The 15,498-nt window shown below is 69.5% G+C and carries 15 protein-coding genes; 1 reads left to right on the top strand and 14 read right to left on the bottom strand.

Annotated features, from left to right (window positions below):
* Window positions 1-3: 3 nt before the first annotated feature.
* From nuoK to D452_RS0105165, 13 genes are all read right to left on the bottom strand, one after another.
* Window positions 4-303 (bottom strand): NADH-quinone oxidoreductase subunit NuoK, encoded by a 300-nt coding sequence (nuoK, locus tag D452_RS0105105; RefSeq protein ID WP_017543069.1) that lies wholly within the window; start codon window positions 301-303, stop codon window positions 4-6.
* On the bottom strand, window positions 291-1,253 hold the full coding sequence (locus D452_RS0105110; protein WP_017543070.1) for an NADH-quinone oxidoreductase subunit J: 963 nt from the start codon (window positions 1,251-1,253) through the stop codon (window positions 291-293). The genes nuoK and D452_RS0105110 overlap by 13 nt, the downstream gene beginning before the upstream one ends.
* Entirely contained in the window at window positions 1,250-1,798 is a 549-nt protein-coding gene (nuoI, locus tag D452_RS0105115; RefSeq protein WP_017543071.1) for an NADH-quinone oxidoreductase subunit NuoI, read from the bottom strand. Before nuoI ends, D452_RS0105110 begins: the two co-directional genes overlap by 4 nt.
* Window positions 1,791-3,164, bottom strand: coding sequence for an NADH-quinone oxidoreductase subunit NuoH (gene nuoH / locus D452_RS0105120; RefSeq protein ID WP_017543072.1), 1,374 nt, complete (start codon window positions 3,162-3,164; stop codon window positions 1,791-1,793). Before nuoH ends, nuoI begins: the two co-directional genes overlap by 8 nt.
* Window positions 3,161-5,620, bottom strand: a complete 2,460-nt coding sequence (locus D452_RS0105125) for an NADH-quinone oxidoreductase subunit G (RefSeq protein WP_017543073.1) — start codon at window positions 5,618-5,620, stop codon at window positions 3,161-3,163. The genes nuoH and D452_RS0105125 overlap by 4 nt, the downstream gene beginning before the upstream one ends.
* Window positions 5,617-6,939, bottom strand: coding sequence for an NADH-quinone oxidoreductase subunit NuoF (gene nuoF, locus D452_RS0105130; protein ID WP_017543074.1), 1,323 nt, complete (start codon window positions 6,937-6,939; stop codon window positions 5,617-5,619). The genes D452_RS0105125 and nuoF overlap by 4 nt, the downstream gene beginning before the upstream one ends.
* Complete coding sequence (nuoE, locus tag D452_RS0105135) at window positions 6,936-7,676, bottom strand: NADH-quinone oxidoreductase subunit NuoE (protein WP_017543075.1); 741 nt, start codon at window positions 7,674-7,676, stop codon at window positions 6,936-6,938. The genes nuoF and nuoE overlap by 4 nt, the downstream gene beginning before the upstream one ends.
* Window positions 7,673-8,968, bottom strand: coding sequence for an NADH-quinone oxidoreductase subunit D (locus tag D452_RS0105140; protein WP_017543076.1), 1,296 nt, complete (start codon window positions 8,966-8,968; stop codon window positions 7,673-7,675). The genes nuoE and D452_RS0105140 overlap by 4 nt, the downstream gene beginning before the upstream one ends.
* A 55-nt stretch (window positions 8,969-9,023) precedes the next feature.
* Window positions 9,024-9,764 (bottom strand): NADH-quinone oxidoreductase subunit C, encoded by a 741-nt coding sequence (locus tag D452_RS0105145; RefSeq protein WP_017543077.1) that lies wholly within the window; start codon window positions 9,762-9,764, stop codon window positions 9,024-9,026.
* Between the two features lies 1 nt (window position 9,765).
* Complete coding sequence (locus D452_RS0105150; RefSeq protein WP_017543078.1) at window positions 9,766-10,311, bottom strand: NuoB/complex I 20 kDa subunit family protein; 546 nt, start codon at window positions 10,309-10,311, stop codon at window positions 9,766-9,768.
* A 64-nt stretch (window positions 10,312-10,375) separates the two neighbouring features.
* Window positions 10,376-10,735, bottom strand: a complete 360-nt coding sequence (locus D452_RS0105155; RefSeq protein WP_017543079.1) for an NADH-quinone oxidoreductase subunit A — start codon at window positions 10,733-10,735, stop codon at window positions 10,376-10,378.
* 158 nt (window positions 10,736-10,893) lie between these two features.
* Window positions 10,894-12,198 (bottom strand): geranylgeranyl reductase family protein, encoded by a 1,305-nt coding sequence (locus tag D452_RS0105160; protein ID WP_017543080.1) that lies wholly within the window; start codon window positions 12,196-12,198, stop codon window positions 10,894-10,896.
* A 419-nt stretch (window positions 12,199-12,617) separates the two neighbouring features.
* Window positions 12,618-13,328 carry a demethylmenaquinone methyltransferase gene (locus tag D452_RS0105165; RefSeq protein ID WP_017543081.1) on the bottom strand — a complete coding sequence of 237 codons (711 nt, stop codon included), beginning with the start codon at window positions 13,326-13,328 and terminating at the stop codon, window positions 12,618-12,620.
* Window positions 13,329-13,488: 160 nt separating this feature from the next.
* Between D452_RS0105165 and D452_RS0105170 the strand changes: the two genes are divergently transcribed.
* Window positions 13,489-14,757 (top strand): delta-60 repeat domain-containing protein, encoded by a 1,269-nt coding sequence (locus D452_RS0105170; RefSeq protein WP_017543082.1) that lies wholly within the window; start codon window positions 13,489-13,491, stop codon window positions 14,755-14,757.
* Window positions 14,758-14,835: 78 nt separating this feature from the next.
* Here the strand turns inward: D452_RS0105170 and D452_RS0105175 are convergent, their stop codons facing one another.
* Window positions 14,836-15,144 (bottom strand): DUF4229 domain-containing protein, encoded by a 309-nt coding sequence (locus D452_RS0105175; RefSeq protein ID WP_017543083.1) that lies wholly within the window; start codon window positions 15,142-15,144, stop codon window positions 14,836-14,838.
* Window positions 15,145-15,498: the final 354 nt, after the last annotated feature.

The raw sequence follows: 15,498 nt of genomic DNA on the forward strand, positions 1-15,498 counted from the left end.
CTTCTAGTGCTTGAGCAGGTTCGCGTCATCGAGCGACGCGGACCTGCGGGTTCGGAAGATCTGCATGATGATCGCGAGGCCCACGACCACCTCGGCGGCGGCCACGACCATCACGAAGAAGGCGACGACCTGCCCCTCGATGTCACCGTGCATCCGGGCGAACGCGACGAACGCCAGGTTGCAGGCGTTGAGCATGAGCTCCACGCACATGAAGACGATGATCGCGTTGCGTCGGACGAGGACGCCGACCGCGCCGATGGTGAACAGAAGCGCCGCGAGGACGATGTAGTTCATCGGGTCCACGAGGACTCGACCTCCTGTCCGTTTCCGTTGCCGTTCTCTACGCCGTCGGTGGTGGCGGCCGGGCCGCTCTCACCGTCGTCGGCGGGTCCGTCCTCACGGTCGGCGGTGAGCCCGCCCTCCTTGGAGCCGGCCGAGTCCGACGCGCCTCCGGGGAGCGCGGACCGCCCGGTCTGGACCTCCATCGGCACCCCCGACTGGTACTCGGGGTCGCGGGCGGCCAGGACGGGGTTGAGCGAGAGCTTCGAGACCGAGCCGTCGGGCAGCAGCGCGGGCATGTCGATCGCGTTGTGCCGGGCGTAGGTGCCGGGCCCGGGCAGCGGGGTCGGGTGGTCGCCCCTGATGCGGTCCTCGGAGATCTCCCGCTGGGTGCGGCGCCTGCCCGTGCGGGCGGTGTGCGCGAGCACCATGGCGCCGAGCACCGAGGTGACGAGCAGCGCGGCGGTGGCCTCGAAGGCCACCACGTAGCGCAGCAGGAGTTCGCTGGCGATCCACGGGATGGTGCCGCCGACCGGGGTGGCCGCGGCGGCGATCCCGGCCGGGTCGCCCACGACGATCCGGGTGATCCCGGTGGTCAGGGCGCCGACGAAGCAGATCGCCACGATCGCGGTCATGAGCCGCTGTCCGCGCAGGGTCTCCACGAGGGAGTCCGCGGAGCTGACGCCCACGAGCATCAGGACGAACAGGAACAGCATCAGGACGGCGCCGGTGTAGACGACGATCTGGACGACCATCAGGAACGGCGCCTCGTTGATGCCGTAGAAGATCGCCAGGCCGACCATGGACAGCGCCATCGACATGGCCGAGTGCACGGCCTTGCGGGAGAAGACCACGCCCAGGGCACCGAGCACGACGATCGTGCCCAGGACCCAGAAGACCGTGGCCTCACCGGAGCCGATGGGCGCCGCCGCGGCGAGGTGCTGTGCGGGGGAGGCGGGGGTGAGGGGGATCAACGGACCGCCCCCGTGTTCTCCGGCCGGTCCTGGGTCCCGTGCTCACCGCGCCCGGTGGCGTAGTAGTCGAGGTCGCTGTCGCCGAGGCGCATCGGGTGGGGCGGCTGCTCCATGCCCTCGCGCAGCGGGGCGAGCAGCTGCTCCTTGGTCCAGATCAGGCTCTGCCTGTTGTCGTCGGCCAGCTCGTACTCGTTGGTCATGGTGAGCGCGCGGGTGGGGCAGGCCTCCACGCACAGACCGCACAGGATGCACCGCAGGTAGTTGATCTGGTAGACGCGCCCGTACCGCTCACCGGGCGAGTACCGGTCGTCGTCGGTGTTGTCTCCCGCCTCCACGTAGATGGCGTCGGCCGGGCAGGCCCAGGCGCAGAGTTCGCACCCGATGCACTTCTCCAGGCCGTCGGCCCACCGGTTCAGCTGGTGCCTACCGTGGAAGCGCGGCGCCGTGGGGCGCTTGACCTCCGGGTACTCGACGGTGGGCACCTTCTTGAACATCGTGTGGAAGGTGACACCGAAACCCTTGACGGGGTTGAGCCACTCAAGCACCGGTAACCTCCCCCTTCTTCTGGTTGCGTTCGGCGGTGGCGGCCGAGGCCGTCCGCGACGGTTCGGCGAGCACGCTGCTGCCGTAGTGGGCGGCGGTGCTCGGGGGCACCGGGAACCCGCCGAAGGAGGGTTCCCTGTGGGCGCGGCGCGCGTTCTCGGCGCGCTGGCGGGCCTCCTCCGCGCGCTCGCGGCGCACGAAGCGGACCCAGGCGGCGATGGCCGCGACGGTGGCGACGGTGAAGGCCGCGACCACACCGGTGATGACCAGCGGGTGCGCCTCGTCGAGGACGAGCATGCGGACGACGGCCACACCGGTGATCCACACGAGCTGGATCGGGATGAGGACCTTCCAGCCGAGCTTCATGAGCTGGTCGTACCGGACGCGCGGGAGGCTGCCCCGGGCCCAGATGAACAGGAACATGACGGCGACGAACTTGAGCAGCCACCACAGGGCGGGCCACCAGCCCTCGTTGGCGCCCGGGAGGATCGCGGTGACCCCGGGCGGGGCGTACCAGCCGCCGAGGAAGAGCGTCACGGACACGGCCGCGACGGTGCACATGTTCACGTACTCCGCGAGGAAGAACATCGTGAACTTCATCGACCCGTACTCGGTCATGAAGCCGCCGACGATCTCGCCCTCGCCCTCCGCCAGGTCGAACGGGAGCCGGTTGGTCTCACCGACCATCGTGACGAGGTAGATGAGGAAGGAGGGCAGGAGCAGCACCGCGAACCACAGGTTCTCCTGGGCCGCGACGATGCCGGAGGTGGTGAGCGTGCCCGCCATGATGAAGACCGCGACGAAGGACAGGCCCATCGCGATCTCGTAGCTGATCACCTGCGCGGAGGCACGCAGGCCTCCGAGCAGGGCGTACGGCGACTGGGAGGCCCAGCCGCCGAGCACGAACCCGTAGACGCCGAGCGCCGCGGTCGCCAGGACCAGCAGCGCCGCGATCGGCAGGTCGGTGAGCTGGAGCGGGGTCATGACCCCGAACAAGTTCACCTCGGGCCCGATCGGGATGACCGAGAAGGCGAGGAACGCGGGGATCGCCGCGATCATCGGCGCCGCGATGTAGACGAACCGGTCCACCCCGCGCGGGATCAGGTCCTCCTTGAGGGAGAGCTTGATGCCGTCGAACAGGGACTGGAGGAGCCCGAAGGGACCCATCCGGTTGGGTCCGTGGCGCTGCTGCATCCGGCCCATGACCTTGCGGTCGGCCATGATCATCATGAGCACGCAGATCATCAGGAAGACGAAGATCGCGAGCGCCTTGATGGTGGTGATCCACCACGGGTCGTTCCCGAAGGCGCTCAGGGTGCTCTCCGAGGCCAGTACGGCCGCGCGCGGATCGAGAGCGGCGGGGGTCACTGCTGCCTCCCGTTGGTGGTGGGCGCGGCCAGGATGACCGTCTGCCCGGCGGTGCCGCCCAGGTCACGGCGGATGTCGCAGCCGTGGGCGTTGGCCGGGAGCCAGACGACCCGGTCGGCGATGTCGGTGACGACCACGGGGACGGTCACCGAACCCCGCTCTCCCGTGACGCGGAGCGAACCGCCGTCGGGGACCCCGACCTCGTCGGCCGTGGCCTTGGACAGGTAGGCGCGCGGCTGGCGGGCGGTCCCGGCGAGGTAGGGCTCGCCGTCCTCCATCCGGCCGGTGCCCAGGAGCTGCCGCCACGTGGACAGCAGGGCCTGGCCCGGGGCGGGGGCGGGCAGCTCGGCAGGTCGGACGGAGGGTCCGGCGGGCCGGTCACCCACCCACATGCCCAGCTCCAGGAGTTCGTCGTAGGCGCTGGCGGCGTCCGGCAGGCCCAGGTGGACGTCCATCTCGTTGGCGATCGCGGACAGCACCCGCAGGTCGGAGAGGGCGCCGGGCACCTTGAGCGCGTCACCGAAGGGCCGGTGGCGGCCCTCCCAGTTGACGAAGGTCCCGGACTTCTCCGCGACGGCGGCCACCGGCAGCACCACGTCGGCGCGGTCCGTGGCGTCGCTGGCGCGCAGTTCGAGGCTGACCACGAACGGCACCCTCGCCAGGGCCTCGCGAGCGGCGTCCGGGTCGGGGAGGTCGTCCAGCTCGACCCCGGCGATGACCAGCGCGTCCAGCTCACCGGCCGCGGCCGCCGCGATGATGGCGTCGGTGTCGCGGCCGGGAGTCCCGGGCAGCGAGCCGACGTTCCACACGCGGGCCACCTCGGCGCGGGCCGAGTCGTCGGCGACCGGTCGGCCCCCGGGCAGCAGGCCCGGAAGCGCTCCGGCGTCGATCGCGCCCCGCTCACCGGCGCGACGCGGCACCCAGGCGAGCCGGGCTCCGGTGCGTTCGGCCAGCGCGGCGACGGCGGTCAGGGCGCCGGGGACGGCGGCGAGCCGCTCGCCGACCAGGATGACGGAGCCCTCCTGGCCGATCGCCTCGACCACCTCGGGGTGGTCGGCGTCCAGGGCGTTGAGGACGCGGGCCTCGTCGCCGGGGACGCTCCGGACCAGGGTGCCGGAGGTCTTGGTGAGACCGAGGCTGGCGTGGGAGGCGATCGAGTAGACCTTCAGCCCCCGCTTGCGGGACCCCTTGCGCAGGCGCAGGAAGGTGGAGGGCGACTCGTCCTCCGGCTCGAACCCGGCCAGCAGGACGGCGGGCGCCTTCTCCAGGGCGGTGAAGTCCACCCCCACCGGGGTCCCCGCCACGTGAGCGGCGAGGAAGGCGGATTCCTCGGCGGAGTGCTCGCGGGCGCGGGCGTCCACGTCGTTGGTGCCCAGGGCCACGCGCGCGAACTTGGCGTAGGCGTAGGCGTCCTCGTAGGTCAGGCGACCGCCGACCAGCACCCCCACGTTGCCGCGCGCGGCGCCCAGCCCCTGCGCGGCGAGGCTGATCGCCTCGGGCCAGGAGGCGAACTCCAGGGCCCGGGAGTCCTCGTCGCGGACCAGGGGGCGGGAGAGGCGGTCGGACCGGGTGGCGTAGGTGAACGCCCACCGGCCCTTGTCGCAGTTCCACTCCTCGTTGACCTGCGGGTCGTCCCCGGCCAGCCGCCGGGTGACCTTGCCCCGGCGGTGGTCGGTGCGCTGGGCGCAGCCGCCCGCGCAGTGCTCGCACACGCTCGGCGTGGAGACCAGGTCGAAGGGGCGGGACCGGAACCGGTAGGCCGATCCGGTGAGCGCGCCCACCGGGCAGATCTGCACGGTGTTGCCGGAGAAGTAGGAGTCGAAGGCCTCCCCCTCGGCGATGCCGACCTGCTCCTGGGCGCCGCGCTCCATCAGCTCGATGAGCGGGTCGCCAGCGATCTGCGCCGCGAAGCGGGTGCAGCGGGCGCACTGGATGCAGCGTTCCCGGTCCAGCAGCACCCCGGTGGACAGCGCGATCGGCTTGGGGAAGGTCCGCTTGACGTCGACGAACTCGCTCTCCCCCTGGCCCGTGGACATCGCCTGGTTCTGGAGGGGGCACTCGCCGCCCTTGTCGCAGACCGGGCAGTCCAGCGGGTGGTTGATCAGGAGGAACTCCATGATCCCGCGCTGGGCCCGCTCCGCCACCTCGGAGGTGAGGTGGGTGTTGACCACCATCCCCTCCATGACGGTGATGGTGCAGGAGGCCTGCGGCTTGGGCATCCCGCGCCCGTTGCCCATGTCGGGGATCTCCACCAGGCACTGGCGGCAGGCCCCGACCGGGTCGAGCAGCGGGTGGTCGCAGAACCGGGGGATCTGGATGCCGAGCAGCTCGGCGGCCCGGATCAGCAGGGTGCCCTTCGGAACCCTGATCTGGAAACCGTCGATGGTGACGGTGATCAGGTCCTCCGGGGGCGGGGCGGGCGAGGACCCGCCTGAGGTGTTGGAGGTGACGGTCACCGGTTCCCTCCCTCTTCCGTGGTCGGCCGGTCCGCCCAGAGGGTGGACCTGGAGTGGTCGAAGGGGCAGCCGCCCTTCTCGAAGTGGTCGACGTACTCCTGGCGGAAGTGCTTGATCGACGACATGACGGGGCTGGTGGCTCCGTCGCCCAGCGCGCAGAAGGAGCGGCCGAGCAGGTTGTCGCAGATCTGGAGCAGCTTGTCGATGTCGGCCTCGGTGCCCTCGCCCCGCTCCAGGCGGTCCAGGACCTGGACCATCCAGAAGTTGCCCTCGCGGCAGGGCGTGCACTTGCCGCAGGACTCGTGGGCGTAGAAGGCGATCCAGCGGCCGACGGCGCGGACCACGCAGGTGGTCTCGTCGAAGATCTGGAGGGCACGGGTGCCGAGCATGGACCCGGCGGCGCCCACCGACTCGAAGTCGAGCGGGGTGTCCAGGTGCTCCTCGGTGAAGATCGGCGTGGAGGAGCCGCCCGGCGTCCAGAACTTGAGCCGGTGTCCCTCGCGGACTCCGCCCGCCATGTCCAGGAGCTCGCGCAGGGTGATCCCGAGCGGGGCCTCGTACTGGCCGGGGTTGGTGACGTGCCCGGACAGGGAGAAGAAGCCGAACCCGGCGGACTTCTCGGTGCCCATGGACGTGAACCACTCGGCGCCGTTGGCGACGATCCCGGGGACGCTGGCGATGGACTCGACGTTGTTCACCACGGTGGGCGAGGCGTAGAGCCCGGCCACTGCGGGGAACGGCGGCTTGAGGCGGGGCTGGCCCCGGTAGCCCTCCAGGGAGTCCAGGAGGGCGGTCTCCTCACCGCAGATGTAGGCGCCCGCCCCGGCGTGCACGACGACGTCGAGGTCGAAGCCGCTGCCGAGGATGTCCTTGCCGAGCAGCCCGGCGGCGTAGGCGTCGGCCACCGCCTGGCGCAGGCGGCGGATGACGTGGACGACCTCGCCGCGCACGTAGATGAAGGCCTGGTTGGACTTGATCGCGTACGAGGCGATCGCCACCCCCTCCACCAGCACGTGGGGGTTGGCGAGCATGAGCGGGATGTCCTTGCAGGTGCCCGGCTCGGACTCGTCCGCGTTGACGACGAGGTAGCGCGGGTTGGGGTTGTCCTTGGGCAGGAACCCCCACTTCATCCCGGTGGGGAAGCCCGCGCCGCCGCGGCCGCGCAGGCCCGACTGCTTGACGAGGTCCACGATGGAGTCGGGCTCCATGGTGAGCGACTTCCGCAGCGCCTCGTAGCCGCCGGTGGCCCGGTAGCCGTCGATCGTGAAGGAGTCGGGCCGGTCCCAGTTCTGGGACAGGATCGGGGTCAGGGTGGTCACTTGGCGCCCTCCTCACCCTGGTCGGGGCGGGTCGGGAGGTTGTTCGGGTCGGGCGCTGTCCAGCCGTTGCGCTCCGCGATCCGGAGACCGGCCAGTGACGGGCCGGCCGCCTGCACGCCCTCGCCCGCGCGGCCGTCGTCGAACCCGGCGAGCACGCGCGAGGCCTGCTTCCAGGTGCACAGGCTGGCGGGGCCCCGCGTGGGGGCCACGTCCTTGCCCAGACGCAGGTCGTCCACCAGCTGCTTGGCGGTGGCCGGGGTCTGGTTGTCGAAGAACTCCCAGTTGACCATCACGACCGGCGCGAAGTCGCAGGCCGCGTTGCACTCGACGTGCTCCAGGGTGACCTTCCCGTCCCCGGTGGTCTCCGCGTTGGCCACGTCCAGGTGCTCCTTGAGGGCGGAGAAGATCTCGTCGCCGCCCATCACCGCGCACAGGGTGTTGGTGCACACGCCCACCTGGTAGTCGCCGCCGGGTTCGCGGCGGTACATGGTGTAGAACGTGGCGACCGCCCTGACCTCGGCGAGCGTGATGTCCAGCTGGTCGGCGCAGAACCGCATGCCCTCGGCGCTGACGTGCCCCTCCTCGGCCTGCACCAGGTGCAGGAGCGGGAGCAGCGACGAACGCGGCTTCGGGTAACGGCTGATGATCTCCTTGGCGTCCTGCTCCAGACGCGCCACGACCTCGTCGGTGAAGACCCCGGGGGTCTCCACGGGTGTGTTCTCGTTGGTCTCGCTCACCGGTCCACGCCTCCCATCACCGGGTCGATACTGGCCACGGCCGCGATGACGTCCGCCACCGTCCCGCCCTCGCACATGGCGGCGACGGCCTGGAGGTGGGTGAAGGACGGGTCGCGGAAGTGCACGCGGTAGGGGCGGGTGCCCCCGTCGCTGACCGCGTGGCAGCCGAGCTCGCCCTTGGCGCTCTCCACCGCCGCGTAGGCCTGGCCCGCGGGGACCCGGAAGCCCTCGGTGACCAGCTTGAAGTGGTGGATCAGCGCCTCCATCGAGCCGCTCATGATGTGCGCGATGTGGTCCGGCGAGTTACCCATGCCGTCCGGGCCGAGCGCCAGCTTGGCGGGCCAGCCGATCTTGGCGTCCTCGATCATCACCGGGCCGGGCTGGAGCTTGTCCAGGCACTGCTCGACGATCTTGAGGCTCTCCTCCATCTCGGCGATGCGCACCCGGTAGCGGGCGTACACGTCACCGCCGTCGGAGACCGGGACGTCGAACTCGTAGTCCTCGTAGCCGCAGTAGGGCTTGGCCTTGCGCAGGTCCCAGGCCAGGCCCGAGGCGCGCACGAGCGGCCCGGTGATACCGAGCGCCATGCAACCGGGCAGGTTGAGGTACGCGACGTCCTTGGTACGGGCCAGGTAGACGGGGTTCTCGTCCAGGAGCTTGCGCATGGTCCCGATGCGCTCGGGCATCTCCTTGAGCAGCTCACGGATCTTGCCCACGGCGCCGGGCGGCAGGTCCTGCGCCACCCCGCCGGGCCGGATGTAGGCGTGGTTCATCCTCAGGCCCGTGACGAGCTCGAAGATGTCCAGGATCATCTCGCGCTCACGGAAGCCGTTGGTCATCACCGTGGTGGCGCCCAGCTCCATGCCGAACGTCGCCATGGCCACGAAGTGCGAGGCCATCCGGTTGAGCTCCATGAGCATCACGCGGATGACGCTGGCGCGCTCGGGCACGCGGTCGGTGATGTCGAGCAGCTTCTCGACCGCCAGGCAGTACGCCGTCTCGTTGAAGAGCGGCGTGAGGTAGTCCATGCGGGTCACGAACGTGGTGCCCTGCGTCCACGTCCGGTACTCCATGTTCTTCTCGATGCCGGTGTGCAGGTAGCCGATGCCCACGCGGGCCTCGGTACAGGTCTCGCCGTCGAGCGTGAGGATCAGGCGGAGCACGCCGTGGGTGGACGGGTGCTGGGGGCCCATGTTGACGACCAGGCGTTCGGCGCTGGTGCCCTGGGCCTTCTCGATGACGTCGTCCCAGTCCCCACCGGAGGCGTCGATGTAGTCCTCGGTGACGGTCATGCCGTGCCTCCCTTCCGGAGGGGCCTTCGTGTGGCTGGTGTGGTGGCCGCGCGGTTCACGTGTAGGACCGCCGCTCGTCCGGCGGGGGCACCGTGGCGCCCCGGTACTCGACCGGGATGCCGCCCAGCGGGTAGTCCTTGCGCTGGGGGTGGCCGTGCCAGTCGTCGGGCATCTGGATGCGGGTCAGCGACGGGTGGCCGTCGAAGACGATCCCGAAGAAGTCCCAGGCCTCGCGCTCGTGCCAGTCGTTGGTCGGGTAGGCCGACACGATCGAGGGGATGTGCGGGTCAGCGTCGGGGCAGGTGGTCTCGACCCGGATCACGCTGTTGTGGGTGATCGACCGGAAGTGGTAGACCGCGTGCAGCTCGCGTCCGGCGTCCTCCAGGTAGTGGACCCCGACCACGCCCGTGCACAGCTCGTACCGGAGCGCGGGGTCGTCGCGCAGGACGCGGACCAGCTCCAGCAGGGCCTCTCGGCGCACGTGGAAGGTGATCTCACCGCGGTCGACCTCCACCCGCTCGACCTCGGCCTCCCGGCCGATCGCGGTGAGGGCCGCCTCCAGGTCGTCGGCGACCCGGTCGAAGTCGGCGGTGCGCGGGTCGTCGGGGTCCGTGAAGGGGCGCTGGCTCTGGGCGGGAGCGCTCCCCCGCACCTGGAGGCCACCGAAACCGGAGGTGTCGCCCGAGGTCCGGGCGCCGAACATGCCGGTGCGCCTGACCGGTGCGGCCAAGCGCTCGCGACCGAGCTGGTCGGGGAGGTTCTCCGCCGCCTCGTCGCGCTCGTTCTCGTTGCTCATGTCAGTCCTTGGTCACCAGGGGCAGCGAACGGCGGAGCAGGCGCTCCTCGGTCTCGGTGATCTCCTGCTCGCGGTGGGCACCGAGCTTGGTGTTCTGCACCTTGTCGTGGAGCTTGAGCACGGCGTCCAGGAACATCTCCGGCCTGGGCGGACAGCCCGGCAGGTAGATGTCGACGGGGACGATGTGGTCCACGCCCTGGACGATCGCGTAGTTGTTGAACATGCCGCCGCTGGAGGCGCAGACGCCCATCGCGATGACCCACTTGGGCTCGGGCATCTGGTCGTAGATCTGGCGCAGGACCGGGGCCATCTTCTGGCTGACCCGTCCGGCCACGACCATGAGGTCGGCCTGGCGCGGGGTGGCGCCGAACTTCTCCATGCCGAATCGGGCGAGGTCGTAGTGCGGGCCGCCGACCGCCATCATCTCGATGGCGCAGCAGGCCAGCCCGAACGTGGCGGGCCACATGGACGACTTGCGGGCCAGGCCGACGACCTGTTCGACCGTGGTGAGCGCGACTCCGGCTGGCAGTTTCTCTTCGATACCCATCAGCTGCGGACCTCCTCGGGGGTGGGCGGCTGGGTGTGTTCGGGGGCGTGGGGGGTCAGCTGGATCAGTCCCATTCGAGGCCTCCGCGGCGCCACTCGTAGGCGTAGGCGATGGAGACGTTCACGAGGAAGAGGATGATCGCGATGACGCCGAACCAGCCGAGGGCGTCGAAGTGCACGGCCCACGGGATGAGGAAGATGATCTCGATGTCGAAGACGATGAACATCATCGCCGTCATGTAGTACTTGACGGTGAAGCGGCCACCGCCCGCGGGCTGCGGGGTGGGTTCGATTCCGCACTCGTACGCCTGCATCTTGGCCCGGTTGTACCGCTTGGGTCCCATGACCGCACCGGCGACCATCGACAGGACGACGAAAGCGGCGCCGATCCCACCGAGCACGAATATCGGTGTGTACAGCTCCACGGCTCACCCTCCTCCACTGAATGGCTGGTCGGAGCGCGCGACCGGCTGACTTGTGAACGTTTTCACGTGCTTCTCTCGGCTCTTCCCGAAATGTCTTGTGGTGTGGCCGGACCACGCGGAAGCGGCGGTCCGGCCGTGCGTGTGCGCGCCCTCGCCCGCTAGGCGGCGGGCGCCATCCTCGACAGGCCGTTGATGACCCGGTCCATGGCGTCGCCCTTGCTCGGCTCCGTGAGGTTGGCGAGCATCTTCAGCACGAACTTCATGAGCGTGCGCTGACGCAGTCCGTACTTGGTCGCGTACTTCATGAACTCGGGCTGGCCGATGACCTTCACGAAGTAGCGGCCCAGCGTGTAGTAGCCGCCGTAGGTGTCGGCGAGGACCTCCGGGTACCGCAGCAGGGCGCGCTCACGCGTCTGCTGGGTGGGACGGCCGTGCGCCTGCACGATCACGTCGGCGGCGATCTGACCGGCCTCCATGGCGTAGGCGATGCCCTCACCGTTGAAGGGGTTGACCATGCCGCCCGCGTCGCCGACCAGCAGCAGGCCGCGGGCGTAGTGCGGGACCCGGTTGAAGCCCATCGGCAGCGCCGCGCCGAGGATCTTGCCCTTCTGGTTCTCCTCGGTGAAGCCCCACTCCTCGGGCATGGACTCGGTCCACCGGCGCAGGAGCTTGCGGTAGTCCACGTCCTGGAAGGCGGACGTGGAGTTGAGGATGCCGAGGCCGACGTTGCTGGTGCCGTCGCCGACACCGAAGACCCACCCGTAGCCGGGCAGGAGGACGTCCTTGTCTCCGCTGCGGTCCCACAGCTCCAGCCAGGACTCCAGGTAGTCGTCCTCGTGCCGGGGGCTCTCGAAGTAGGTGCGCACGGCCACACCCAGGGGCCGGTCGTCGCGCTTGCGGATGCCCATGGCGACGGAGAGCCGGGAGGAGTTGCCGTCGGCGGCCACGACCAGCGGCGCCCGGAAGGTCACGGGTTCGCGGTCGGCGTTCTTGGCGTGCACTCCGACGATCCGGTTGCTGCGCTCGTCCATGAGGGGGCCGGTGACGTTGGTGCGCTCCAGGAGCTTGGCACCGGCGGACACGGCCCGGTTGACCAGGATCTGGTCGAAGTCGAGGCGCGTGCGCACGAGGCCGAAGCCCGGATAGGAACCGAGGTCGGGCCAGGGCAGTTCGAGACGCACGCCGGCCCCGACGATGCGCAGGCCGTGGTTCTTGATCCACCCCTCGTCCTCGAAGGTGATCCCCATGGAGGTGAGCTGTTTCACCGCCCTCGGGGTGAGGCCGTCGCCGCAGACCTTCTCCCTGGGGAAGGAGGTCTTCTCCAGGAGCAGGACGTCAAGCCCGGCCTGGGCCAGGTAGTAGGCGGTGGTGGAGCCAGAAGGGCCAGCGCCGACGACGATGACGTCGGCGTCGTACTCGATCCGTTCCCGGCCTCTGGGAGAGGAGGTGGCTGTCTCGCTCACGGATGTGTCCTCGACTACTCGCGCGGTACACCGTGGCGGGTCAGTGCGGGTTCGACCCGCTCACGGGGGGTGCTATGGGTTGTTTGGGGACTTCCGACATATCCGACATGGGTCTTGTGTCATAAGCCTCGTGGCCTTGTGAAGCACTTCACAAGCCACTTTTCCGCAGTCTAGACCCTCACGAGCCAGGAGGCGACCCCCGGGGGGCATTCTTCGGAAAATCGGATATTGAGCCCACAAGCCTCCACACACCCACCAAAGCCGTCACAAGCAGCCAAAAGCGCAGCTAGCACTACCTGCTCAACAACAAGCAACCCATGAGCAACAGAAAAACCCCAAGGAACAGATCATTCCTTGGGGTTTGCGTACTTTTTAAGTTAGAAGCGAAGACTTTCGCCTTGTGAGTGCTATGTCTGTTTTTACTTCTCGCGGAAGCCGCGGTGCAGGGCCACCGTGCCCAGCGTCAGGTTGCGCCACGCGACCCGCGACCACCCGGCGCCCTGGAGGTACTTCGACAGCTCCGCCTGGTCGGGCCAGGCCATGATCGACTCCGACAGGTAGTCGTAGGCCTCGGAGCGGCCGGAGAAGGCCCCGGCGATCTTCGGCAGCGCCGCCATCAGGTAGGTCGAGTACAGCTTGTCCACGAACTCCACCGGGATGTGGCTGAACTCGCAGATGACCAAGCGGCCGCCGACCCTGGTCACCCGGCGCAGCTCCCGCAGCGCCTGGCCCACGTCGGCGACGTTGCGCAGACCGAAGGAGATCGTCACCGCGTCGAAGGTCTCGTCGGCGAAGGGCAGCGAGAGCGCGTCCCCGGCCACGAAGGTCACCCCCGCGCGCGAGGCGCCGCCCCGGCGCCGGGCCCCGTTCTGGAGCATCCCCAGCGAGAAGTCACAGGCGATCACGCGGGCGCCCTTCTTGATGAAGGACTCCGAGGAGGTTCCGGTACCCGCGGCCAGGTCCAGCACCAGTTCGCCGCTGTGGGCGTCGACCGCGTCGACCACCGCGCGTCGCCAGACGCGGTCCTGGCCGAGCGAGATGACGTCGTTGACGAGGTCGTAGTTCTCTGCGATGCCGTCGAACATCGCGGCGACGTCCTGGGGCTTCTTGTCGAGCTTCGCGCGGGTCATGGCACCAGCCTAAGGGTGGCCGGACAGCGCGGAGGACCGGGCCACACAGGAGCCCGGACGGGCGCTGACCAGGCAGACAGTCGTTTACTTTACGTAGTCAAATGCATACTCCGTGCAATGATGTAGGGACCGAAACCACCACGCGCGCCCGAGGAGTCCCGTGAAACCGGCCCGATCGTTCGTCGCCCTGACGATGAGCTCCCTGCTCCTGCTCCCGCTGGGGGTCGCGACCGCCGCGCCCGCCCTCGCCGCACCCCACGAAGGCGTGGTCAGCGAACAGCCGGTCCAGTGGACCCCCCACGTCCTGGACGGGACGGTCAAGGACATCCTCCGGATCGGCGACACCGTCGTGGTGGGCGGGGAGTTCGAGAGCGTGTCCGACGCCGACGGCGCCCGGACCCACAACCGGCGCAACCTGTTCGCCTTCCGGCACGGCACCGGCGAACTCCTGCCCGGCTTCGCCCCGCAGGTGGACGGCACTGTCAACACCCTGGCCGAGGGCCCGAACGGGTCGCTGATCATCGGCGGCCAGTTCCAGCGGGTCAACGGCTCGGCAAGCCGGGGCATCGCCCGCGTCGACGCCAGGACCGGCCGGAACGTCTCCGGCTTCGGCGCGAAGCTGGACGACGGGAGCGTGTACCGGCTCGCCAGCGACGGACGCCAGGTCTACGTCGGCGGCAACTTCACCGGGGTGAGCGGGCAGGAGCGCACCGGACTGGCCCGGATCGACCCCGCGACCGGCCGGGTGGACGCGGACTTCACCCCGACCATCTCCGAACAGCGCCGGGGCGTCCTGCGCGTACAGGAGCTGGCCCTGAGCCCGGACGGCCGCAGGCTCGCCATCAACGGGACGTTCACCAAGGTCGACGGCCTGGACCGGTACCAGATCGCCATGATCGACACCGCGAAGGGGGCGCCCACCACCTGGTCGACCTCGGCCTACGAGGCGGAGTGCGACTACTCGGCCATCCACACCTACATGCGGCAGATGGACTTCGCCCCGGACGGCTCCTACTTCGCCGTGGTGACGGGGGGCGGGCCTGAGGTGAAGCCCGGCCTGTGCAAGTCCACGGCCCGGTTCGAGAACACCGACGCCGCGAACTCCGACCCCACCTGGTCCAACCTGACCGGCGGGGACACCCTGTACTCGGTCGAGGTCACCTCGTCCGCCGTCTACGTGGGCGGACACCAGCGCTGGATGGACAACGAGAAGGGTGCCCTGAACCCCGGTCCGGGTTCGGTCGCCCGCGAGGGCATCGCCGCGGTGAACCCCGACACGGGCCGGGCCCTGCCCTGGAACCCGGGACGCTCGCGGGGCCACGGCGTGGAGGCGCTGCACGCGACCTCCGACGGCCTCTACGTCGGCAGCGACACCGATCGGCTGGCGGGCGAGTACCACGCACGTCTGGGGATGTTCCCGGCCCTGTGAGGCGCCGGCGTCAGGTGAGGGCCTGACTAGGAGTGGCCACGGGGTGGTGTCCGAGCGGTCGGACCACCGCCCCGTCGGTCACTTCTGGGGGTTCTCGGACTCCTGGGCGCGCAGGAGCTCGTCCTGGATCTCGTCCTCCCGGGCCGCGCCGCCCTCCAGTCGGCCCCCCACGGCCTTGTCCTGTTCCTGACGCTTCTTCGACCAGTCGTCGACCGAGGCCGACATCTGGTCGCGCCACTTGGAAAGGAGAACGTAGGAAGCGAGGCCGCTGATCAGCCACGCGAGAACCAACGCGATCCACGAGCGCGCGCCGAAGAGGTAGACGACGCCGAAGGCGCCCGCGAACAGCGCCACGCGGGCGGCGGTATAGGTCAGCCAGCTACGCATCAAAAAGCCTCACAACAGACGTTTACCTGCACTAGATTGGGCAGCGAACCCATCCACGCAGATCAGGTGCGTGGACGGCCGAGTCATGCGACCGCGGTCGAAGGGGTGGTGTCCCGGATCAGGCAGCCTTACCTCCAGGTTAAGGGCGTGTCTTCGCCGGTCCGCACCAGGGCGGGGTGTGTCCCGTCGCAGGCCGCGCGCGGTCAGCACTGGATTCAGATAGTCATGGGATGTTTGCAATCCCGACAGCCGGGTCTGAACATCACGTTCCGATCACATATCCCCCGCTTCTCCCCCGAACGCCGCAATTTCTCCGAAAACTAGGGAGGAAACGGACCAACTCGTGCACACTAG

The sequence above is a fragment of the Nocardiopsis prasina DSM 43845 genome (assembly GCF_000341265.1).
Lineage (GTDB): Bacteria > Actinomycetota > Actinomycetes > Streptosporangiales > Streptosporangiaceae > Nocardiopsis > Nocardiopsis prasina.